At 68.2% G+C, this 8,963-nt stretch carries 10 protein-coding genes and 1 pseudogene; 5 read left to right on the top strand and 6 right to left on the bottom strand.

Translation table 11 applies throughout. From position 1 onward, the window contains the following. Positions 1-159: 159 nt before the first annotated feature. Both ACWCRB_RS47200 and ACWCRB_RS47195 read right to left on the bottom strand, forming a co-directional pair. Entirely contained in the window at positions 160-348 is a 189-nt protein-coding gene (locus tag ACWCRB_RS47200) for an acyl-CoA carboxylase subunit epsilon (RefSeq protein ID WP_451001973.1), read from the bottom strand. A 70-nt stretch (positions 349-418) separates the two neighbouring features. Continuing rightward, positions 419-1,951 (bottom strand): acyl-CoA carboxylase subunit beta, encoded by a 1,533-nt coding sequence (locus tag ACWCRB_RS47195; RefSeq protein ID WP_369034884.1) that lies wholly within the window; start codon positions 1,949-1,951, stop codon positions 419-421. A 386-nt stretch (positions 1,952-2,337) separates the two neighbouring features. Between ACWCRB_RS47195 and ACWCRB_RS47190 the strand changes: the two genes are divergently transcribed. Then, a complete protein-coding gene (locus ACWCRB_RS47190) occupies positions 2,338-2,946 on the top strand; it encodes a YceI family protein (RefSeq protein ID WP_451001972.1) in 609 nt (202 codons plus the stop codon). 87 nt (positions 2,947-3,033) lie between these two features. Here the strand turns inward: ACWCRB_RS47190 and ACWCRB_RS47185 are convergent, their stop codons facing one another. From ACWCRB_RS47185 to ACWCRB_RS47175, 3 genes are all read right to left on the bottom strand, one after another. After that, on the bottom strand, positions 3,034-3,645 hold the full coding sequence (locus tag ACWCRB_RS47185) for a YdeI/OmpD-associated family protein (protein WP_451001971.1): 612 nt from the start codon (positions 3,643-3,645) through the stop codon (positions 3,034-3,036). Positions 3,646-3,711: 66 nt separating this feature from the next. Then, positions 3,712-5,157 (bottom strand): ATP-binding protein, encoded by a 1,446-nt coding sequence (locus ACWCRB_RS47180; protein WP_451001970.1) that lies wholly within the window; start codon positions 5,155-5,157, stop codon positions 3,712-3,714. A gap of 207 nt (positions 5,158-5,364) precedes the next feature. Beyond that, positions 5,365-5,772 (bottom strand): ATP-binding protein, encoded by a 408-nt coding sequence (locus ACWCRB_RS47175; RefSeq protein WP_451001969.1) that lies wholly within the window; start codon positions 5,770-5,772, stop codon positions 5,365-5,367. Positions 5,773-5,884: 112 nt separating this feature from the next. Between ACWCRB_RS47175 and ACWCRB_RS47170 the strand changes: the two genes are divergently transcribed. From ACWCRB_RS47170 to ACWCRB_RS47155, 4 genes are all read left to right on the top strand, one after another. Continuing rightward, on the top strand, positions 5,885-6,706 hold the full coding sequence (locus ACWCRB_RS47170; RefSeq protein ID WP_451001968.1) for a helix-turn-helix domain-containing protein: 822 nt from the start codon (positions 5,885-5,887) through the stop codon (positions 6,704-6,706). Continuing rightward, entirely contained in the window at positions 6,703-6,903 is a 201-nt protein-coding gene (locus ACWCRB_RS47165) for a DUF397 domain-containing protein (RefSeq protein WP_451001967.1), read from the top strand. The genes ACWCRB_RS47170 and ACWCRB_RS47165 overlap by 4 nt, the downstream gene beginning before the upstream one ends. Positions 6,904-7,300: 397 nt before the next feature. After that, positions 7,301-7,798 carry an N-acetyltransferase gene (locus tag ACWCRB_RS47160; protein WP_451001966.1) on the top strand — a complete coding sequence of 166 codons (498 nt, stop codon included), beginning with the start codon at positions 7,301-7,303 and terminating at the stop codon, positions 7,796-7,798. Positions 7,799-7,997: 199 nt separating this feature from the next. Then, a complete protein-coding gene (locus ACWCRB_RS47155; protein ID WP_451001965.1) occupies positions 7,998-8,783 on the top strand; it encodes a S1 family peptidase in 786 nt (261 codons plus the stop codon). A gap of 77 nt (positions 8,784-8,860) precedes the next feature. Here the strand turns inward: ACWCRB_RS47155 and ACWCRB_RS47150 are convergent. Further along, positions 8,861-8,963: pseudogene (locus ACWCRB_RS47150) on the bottom strand (DUF4132 domain-containing protein); the annotation flags it as partial.

The raw sequence follows: 8,963 nt of genomic DNA, 5'->3' as shown, positions 1-8,963 counted from the left end.
ATCGTGGTGGCCGTGGTCCCCGCGGTGGTGTGGCTGGTGCTTTTAGGGGCGCGGGGAACTGCGCGACAAGCCCCCACCGGCCCGCGGCCGACGCACACACGAAAGGGCCCCCTCCCGCACCGCGGAAGGGGGCCCTTTCAAAACCCAGGCTCAGAAGGCTCAGTGCCAGCTGTGCGGAGCGCGGAAGCCGCCCTCGCGCTCCAGTCGGCGCCAGCCGGCCTTCGGGCGCCGGTGGGCCACGGGCGCCGCCGGTGCGGCTGCCGCGCGGGCCAGCAGGATCGCCGTGATGGCGGCGACTTCCTCGGGCTCGGCATGGCCCTTCTCGACGCGAATGTCAGTGGTGTTCATAGGTCACAGTCTCCGTGAGAGAGGTTTCCGCGGGTGTACCGCGAAGGATCCGCCGGGTTACCGCGCGGGATCACTGCGGGGGGTTGCCGTGCTTTCGCGAAGGCAGATCGGCGTGCTTGGTGTGCAGCATCGCGAGCGACCTGATGAGCACCGAACGGGTCTCGGCCGGGTCGATGACGTCGTCGACCAGTCCGCGCTCGGCGGCGTAGTAGGGGTGCATCAGCTCGGACTTGTACTCCTTGACCATCCGAGCCCTCATCGCCTCGGAGTCCTCGGCGTCCGCGATCTGACGGCGGAAGATGACGTTGGCGGCACCTTCGGCGCCCATCACGGCGATCTCGTTCGTCGGCCAGGCGTAGGTGAGGTCGGCGCCGATGGACTGGCTGTCCATGACGATGTACGCGCCTCCGTACGCCTTGCGCAGGATCAGCGAGATCCTCGGAACGGTCGCGTTGCAGTAGGCGTAGAGGAGCTTCGCGCCGTGCCGGATGATTCCGCCGTGCTCCTGGTCGACGCCCGGCAGGAAGCCGGGGACATCCAGCAGCGTGACGATCGGGATGTTAAAAGCGTCGCACATCTGGACAAACCGTGCAGCTTTTTCCGACGCCTCGATGTCCAGGACACCGGCGAGGCTCTGCGGCTGGTTGGCGACGATGCCGACGACCTGGCCGTCGAGCCGGCCGAGCGCGCAGATGATGTTGCGGGCCCAACGCTCGTGGACCTCGAGGAAGTCGCCGTCGTCGACGATCTCCTCGATGACCTTGGCCATGTCGTACGGCCGGTTGCCGTCGGCCGGGACGAGGTCCAGCAGGATCTCGCTGCGCCGGTCGGCGGGGTCCTCGGACTCGGCGCGCGGCGGGTTCTCGCGGTTGTTCTGCGGGAGCATCGCGAGGAGGTAGCGCACCTCGGCGATGCAGGTCTCCTCGTCGTCGTACGCGAAGTGCGCGACGCCGCTCGTCTCGGCGTGCACGTCGGCGCCGCCGAGGCCGTTCTGGGTGATCTCCTCGCCGGTGACCGCCTTGACGACGTCCGGGCCGGTGATGAACATCTGCGAGGTCTCGCGGACCATGAAGACGAAGTCGGTGAGGGCGGGGCTGTAGGCCGCGCCGCCCGCACACGGGCCGAGCATCACGGAGATCTGCGGGATGACCCCGGAAGCCCTGGTGTTGCGCTGGAAGATGCCGCCGTATCCGGCGAGGGCGCTCACGCCCTCCTGGATGCGGGCACCGGCGCCGTCGTTGAGGGAGACGAGCGGGGCCCCGGCCGCGATGGCCATGTCCATGATCTTGTGAATCTTGGTGGCGTGGGCCTCACCGAGCGCACCACCGAAAATCCGAAAATCATGGGCGTACACGAAGACCGTACGGCCCTCCACCGTGCCCCAGCCGGTGATGACGCCGTCGGTGAACGGCCGCTTGGCCTCCAGGCCGAAGCCGGTCGCGCGGTGCCGGCGCAGCTGCTCGACCTCGTTGAAGGAGTCCGGGTCGAGGAGCAGCTCGATGCGCTCCCGGGCGGTCAGCTTGCCCTTGGCGTGCTGCGCCTCGGTGGCCTTCTCGCTGGGGCCGGCCAGAGCCCGCGCACGGATCTCGTGCAGCTCGGCCACGCGCCCGCGTGCGTCCGTCGGCTCTCCTGTCGGCTCGCCCGCGGACCCACCCTGCGCCTCGTCGATAAAGGTCATGTAGTGACCATACGAAGTCGAGCAAGAAAACCGGGCCGTCGACTCCGTACAGTCTCCGGCGCGTTTTCCTGGTACCCCTGAACAGAACAACGTCGGCATGCAGCCGACCCGACTGCTCAGGGGGCGTTCGGGTTGTGGAGGTCTCACAAAGCCGTCGAGACGACACCCCTGCCGCACCGGGCGGGATTACGGCACCCGGAGTAACCTCGCCGACACTCCCCGGATGATGTTGAACCTTGAACGGAATAGGACTACGGTTCCTCTCGTTGGATTGATTAAAGCTTCAACAACCCGTCCCCAAGGAGCACGTCATGGGTATCTTCGGCCGCAAGACCACCGACGGCGACGCAGCCACGACCACCGGAGTCGTGACCCCGGAGCTCGCCGCGCTGACCGGCGACTACACGATCGACGCCTCGCACACGACCATCGGCTTCGTCGCCCGGCACGCCATGGTGACGAACGTCAAGGGCAGCTTCCAGGAGTTCGAGGGCACCCTGCACCTCGACGGCACCGACCCGTCCAACTCGACGGCGTCCCTCGACATCAAGATGGACAGCATCGAGACGGGCTCCGCCGACCGCGACGGCCACCTGAAAAGCGCGGACTTCTTCCGGACGGACGAGTTCCCGACGATGACGTTCCGGTCGACCAAGGCGGAGTCCCTGGGCGGCGACGACTACCGCATCACCGGTGACCTGGAGATCCTCGGCACCACCAAGGAGATCTCCATCGACCTGGAGTTCAACGGCGCGGCGAAGGACCCGTTCGGCAACGAGCGCGTGGGCTTCGAGGGCAAGGCCGAGATCCTGCGCTCGGAGTGGGGCCTGACGTGGAACGCGGCCCTGGAGACGGGTGGCGTCCTGGTGTCGGACAAGATCAAGCTGAACTTCGACATCTCGGCGATCAGGAACGCGTGACGCGACGCGTGGTTCCGCCGGTTCCGCGCGAGGCTTCGGGCGGGCGGAGGTGGAGCGGCACCGGGTGACGGATGCCCCGGTGTCCGCTCAGGGCCGGGAATCCGCGGCCCCCTCCGCCAGCCTGGCGACGGCCGCCGCGAGACGCGCGGCCCGGGTCTCCGGCGTACGGGCGGTGAGCAGCGGCAGGATCACTTCCTGATACCGCCCCGTCCTGCCGAGCGCCTCGAAGGCCGCCCTGGCGCGGGGCTCGCGCTCCAGCGCGGCGACGAGGTCGTCCGGCACGGAGGCATCCCGCTGGGACTCGTACGCCGCCTCCCACCGCCCGTCCGCCTTCGCGGCGTCGACCTCCGCGAGCCCATCGGGCCGCATGAGCCCGGCCTCGACCAGCTCCGCCACCCGCCGCACATTGACCATCGACCACGCGCTGCCCCGCCGACGCGGGGTGATCTTCTGCAAGAAGTGCGAGCTGTCGAGGCTCCTGCGCTGCCCGGTGATCCACCCATGACAGAGGGCCACGTCATTGACCTCGGCGAAGCCGACGGAGGGCAGACCTGACCCCTTCTTGGCGACCTTCACCCAGAGGGCGGCGGGTTGTGGGGAGGGGTGGGCGGTAAGCCAGGCGTCTAGGGCGGGGGCGTCGGCGAAGGGTTTGATCGGGACGCCGTTGAGTACGTCGTCCGGCTCGTCGGGGGTGGTCATGGGGACACGGTAGGAAGAAATTGGGCCAGATACTGTCCTAGTACCTTCGCTGGAAGGCCGCGCGGCTCACTCACCCGAGTACAACCGCGCCAGATCCACCAGCACCACCTCCCCCCGCCTCTCCGCAGCCCGCAGATCCCCGGTGAACCCTGCCCCGCTGTAACAGGCGAGCCGTACGGCGGATGTGTCGACCCCGCGATCCGCCAGCAGCCGTTCGGCCTGCCGCAGGCGCTCGAGGTGCCCCATTCCCATCACCTGGTCCCACTTGGCCTCGCCCAAGGAGAGCAGTACGCCGTTGTCCTGGCCCACCGCGCCCCGTACGACCACGTCGATCTCGTGGCTGGTACGGGCGGTCCGGTCGGGGACTGTCCCGTACGAGACATCGATGGGCATGCCGCCGAAGGTGTCCGGCGCCGCGAAGTGGGCCACCCACTCACGGCAGACCTGCTCGAAGTGCGGGCCGACGACGGCTGAGAGGAAGCGGGGCCTGGCGGTCTCCCAGACATGCTCGGCCATCCCCCGGTCCAGCAGGGCGAGCTTCGGCCGGGAGATGGCATGGTCGAAGGCGATGAGCGGCTCGCCGACCCGGTAGACGCTGCGGTTCCCTCGGAAGGCGTCCACCTCCCTCCGTACGAGTCCGCAGTCCTGGAGGACGGTCAGCGGGTGTGTGATGTCGCTGATCGGCCGCTCCAGGCAGCCGGCGATCCGGCCCGCCGTGCCGTTTCCGGAGGCCAGTGCCGCGAGGACTGAGTGGTAGAGGGCGCGGTCCCGCAGGTCCGACTCGTCGGCGAGGAGATAACGGGCCTCGCGGTAGAGCGGGGAGCGCGGGGACAGCGCCGTACGGCAGACCCAGGCGTCGAAGTCGGCCAGGTCGACGGGGACGTCGTCGCGGACGAACTCCCTTCGGTAGGCGGGGGTTCCGCCGACGACGCTGTGCACGAGGAGCGCGAGGCGGTGGTCGTCGATGCCCCAGAAGGCGGCGGCCTGCCTGAAGTCGAGGGGATGGACGACGAGTTCGAGCCCGGCCCGGCCGCGCAGGGGGGACGTACCACTGAGCAGCTTGCCCATGAACGAGAGCGAACTGCCGCAGAGGAGAAGTCGGGTACGGGAGTTCAGACGCTCGGGTCGGCGTGGTCCGTAGGCGACTTGAATGATGGAGGGGAGGGCGGGGGTGGCCCGGGCCAGGTACGGGAACTCGTCGATGACGACGGGGAGGGGGCGTTCCGCGCCGAGTGCGAGCAGGGCGTCGATCGCCTGTTCCCAGCGGTCGAAGCGCATGGGGGCGACGGTGCCGGTGTACTGGCCGAGTTCCTCGCCGAAGCGGCGGAGCGACTCGGCCTCGGTCGCCTCGTACGCACAGAAGTAGAAACCGCCGGCGGCACGGGCGAGCGAGTCCAGGAGAAAGGACTTGCCCTGGCGGCGCCGCCCGGAGACCACGGCCAGGGTGGCTTCCGGGCCTGTGTCGGACGCGAAGGCCGTCAGGTCGCTCCACTCCCGGTCGCGGTCGAACATGTCTGTGGGTTTGGGCAGTTCGGGGGTCGGGCGGGGCGTGGTTGGCCTCCTGCAGGATCATTTGGGGAAATACGTTTCCCGGAAGTACGTTTCCCTTAACTGCCTCGGCAACGGACCGGTCACGGCAGCCGATGTCATCCGCCGATGCCTATGACCTCGCCGGAGACAAAGTGCAGGCCATCGAGGCACGCCGGAACGCCGAATAGTTCACACACGTAGCCCGAACTCGCACCACACCGACTTACCGGGGCACCGCTCCCCCACCCCCCACCTGTCCGCCAACCCCGCCACGATGAGCAGCCCCCGCCCTTCCTCGGCTTCCGGACCGAGATCCGGCGTATGGATCTCGCCCGAGCCGCTGTCGTGGACCTCGACGCGCAGTACGCCGTCGGTGGCCAGGGCCAGTTGGAGGAGGAAGCCCCGGCCCGGCGGTACGCCGTGCAGGAGGGCGTTCGTGGTCAGTTCGCTCACGCAGAGCAGCACGTCGTCGGTGCGCTCGGGGGTGCCCCAGTCGGTGAGGGTCTCGCGGGTGAAGTCGCGGGCCAGGCGTACCGACCTGCGGTCGCGGCGGTAGAACGCCTGGCGGGCGTGGAGGAGTTGGGGTTGTGCGTTCATGGGGCCACTGTCACAGGGAGTCACTACTGTGGAGCAGTACGTGAAGTCGTAGTTCCGATTGCTACGACTCCACTACGAGGGGTTCGGGTGGGAACGGGGGAATGGGACACGCATGCATTCGGCGAAGAGGCCCAGGCGGGGCAGTTCATGGCAGGCCATCGGGGCGGCGGTTTCCCACTTCAGGAAGCGGGCACGGCTGACTCAGGAGCAGCTGGCGGAGCGTGCGAACATCCACGTCGACACCGTCGGCTCCATCGAGCAGGGGCGACTTGCGCTGCAACTCGACCGGGCCGAGCAGTTCGACGAACTGCTCGACACAGGTGGGGTGTTGGCCGTGATGGTGGTCAAGGTGCCAGTCCGGGAGCGGGTCGTCCAGTTCGCGCAGGGACTGGTTGAGCATGAGCAGGAGGCGCTCAGCTTTCTGTCGTACGAGACCCAGGCGGTTCCAGGTTTGCTCCAGACTCCGGAGTACTGCCGCGCCGTCTTCGACTTCCGGTATCCGGCGATCGGGAACGAGACGGCCGAGCAGTGGGTGAACGCCCGCATGGAACGCCAGTTGATGTGGCAGCGGGAGCAGCCGCCGGTGGGGCACTTCGTCCTGGAGGAGAGCATCTTCCAGCGGGAGGTCGGCGGTCGGGAGGTGATGGGCGAGCAGATCCGCAAGATCCTCGAAGCCTGCGAACCCGTCCACATGAGCGTGCAGATCATGCCTATGGACCGCACGCCCCATGCCTGTCTCGACGGCCCCATGGTGCTGCTCGAAACCCCGGATCACGAACGCCTGGTGTACCTGGAGGTGCAGCGCGCCAGCTTCCTTGTGGACGACCCCGACGAGGTCAGTTCCTATCACCTGAAATATGGAATGCTGCGGTCACAGGCCCTCTCTCCCGACGAGAGCGTGCGCCTCCTGGATGGACTGCTAGGAGAGTCATGACCACCGCAGCACGGCACCAGAACCTCTCGGACGACCTGGCGTGGTTCAAGTCCAGCTACAGCGGCAGTGAGGGCGGCAACTGTCTCGAAGTCGCCGCCCGCACCTCCGCCATCCACATCCGTGACTCCAAGAACCCCTCCGGCCCGGTCCTCACCGTCGCCCCCGGCACCTGGACCGCGTTCCTGGACCGGGCCTGACCACCCAGAGGACGACCGCCCCATGGACAACACAGCGTGGATCACCATCACCTCCTGCGAAAACCTTCCCGGGCATCCCGGCCCCCTCGCCGCCCTGCGCGCTTGACTGCGGGAACGCGGTATCGACTGGATGCCGTTCGCGCCTGACGAGGTTCGGTACGACCTCGCGTGCGAGCCCGGAGTCGATGGGCACTGGCGCGGATGGTTCACCGTGTACGTGGCGTCGGACGCATTACGCGCCCTCGGCCTGCATCCCGGGCAGGCGTCGGCCCCTCGCGGCGACGGCGTCTCCCCGCCCGCCTGGTGGCACGCCGCCGGGGAGCGGTACGGCCGTCGGTGGACCACTCCCCCGGGACATCCCGGTGCGAGGCGCCCACGTGGGCGTTAGCCTCCGGTCATGACCTGGCTCCCCCGCGACTTCGTTCACCCGCTCCACGTCGACGTGGCCGGTGGGTATCATCTGCGGCCGATTCGTGGGGCCGATGCCGTCATCGACTACCCGACTGTCATGGGGTCGCGCGAGCGGTTGTGGAGCATCTTCGGGGAGGCCTGGGGGTGGCCGGCCGCCTCCATCACCTACGAGGCCAATCTCGCCGATCTGGAGCGGCATGCCGCCGAGATCGACGCCCATGAGTCCTTCAACTACGTGCTGCTCAATCGCGATGAAAGCGTCGAGCTTGGCTGTGTGTACATCGATCCGCCCGAGAAGGACGGTGCCGATGCCGAGGTCTCCTGGTGGGTTGTCGACAGTGCCGTGGGGGGTGCGGTCGAGCAGGCGCTCGATGAGCTTGTGCCTCGGTGGATCGGCGACGAGTGGCCCTTCGTGCGGCCTCGGTTCATCGGGCGTGATCTGTCCTGGGCCGAGTGGCTGCGGTTGCCCGACGCCGGTGCGTAGGCCGGTGTAGCCCCGGCCCGGGCCTGTGGCTCGATGGGTGCGGCCGGATTTCGCCCCTTGTGGGCACGCTCACAGCGTTCCCATAATCCTTCAACAGATTTTGACCGGCTCATGCCATGAAGCGCACGAGTTCTTTCTGTTTGTTTGGCATGGGCCTGACATTTCTGCGTATGTCCAACCCCCCACGGAAGGCATCACGTTGAAGAAGCTCATCACCGCGCTCAAGAGAACGGTCGCCGCCGGCGCCGCCGCGCTCGCGATCATCAGCCTTCAGCCCCTCTCCTCCGCCCAGGCCGCTCCGGCGCCCGTCGTCGGTGGCACCCGGGCCGCGCAGGGCGAGTTCCCGTTCATGGTCCGGCTCTCGATGGGCTGTGGCGGCTCGCTGCTCACCCAGCAGATCGTGCTCACCGCCGCGCACTGTGTGAGCGGCACCGGCGCCAACACCAGCATCACGGCGACCGCCGGTGTCGTGGACCTCCAGTCGACCACCGGCCGGGTCCAGGTCAGGTCCACGTACGTGTACCGGGCCCCCGGCTACAACGGCAACGGCAAGGACTGGGCGCTCATCAAGCTCGCCTCGCCCATCACCACGCAGTCCACGCTGAAGATCGCCACCACCACGCAGTACAACACCGGCACGTTCACCATCGCCGGGTGGGGCTCGGCCTCCGAGGGGGGTGCCCAGCAGCGGTACATGCTCAAGGCGACCGTGCCGTTCGTGAGCGATGCCACCTGCCGTTCCTACAGCGGCTACAGCGGTCTCGTCGCTGCTGACGAGATCTGTGCCGGGTACGCGTCCGGTGGTGTCGACACCTGCCAGGGTGACTCCGGCGGTCCGATGTTCCGCCGGGACAGCGCCAACGAGTGGGTTCAGGTCGGCATCGTCAGCTGGGGTATCGGCTGTGCCCGGGCCAACGCGCCCGGTGTCTACTCCGAGGTCTCGACCTTCGCCTCGGCGATCACCGCGGCAGCGGCGACTCTCTGACGGTCCTTCGTATCGGTCTCCGTACGACGTCCACGGGCTCGGCGCTCTCCGGCGCCGGGTCCGTGCCCGTACGTCGTGGGGAGTTGCCACACCCGGGCGAGGATGGCGAGGGGCACCGGAAGCGACCGCACCATCCACCGCTCCACGTCGGCCAGGCACTGGCGTTCGTGCCGTTCCAGC

Source organism: Streptomyces sp. NPDC002156, from assembly GCF_053593675.1.
The sequence above is the reverse complement of the archived record's forward strand: the minus strand, read 5'-3'. Positions and strand labels throughout refer to the sequence as shown.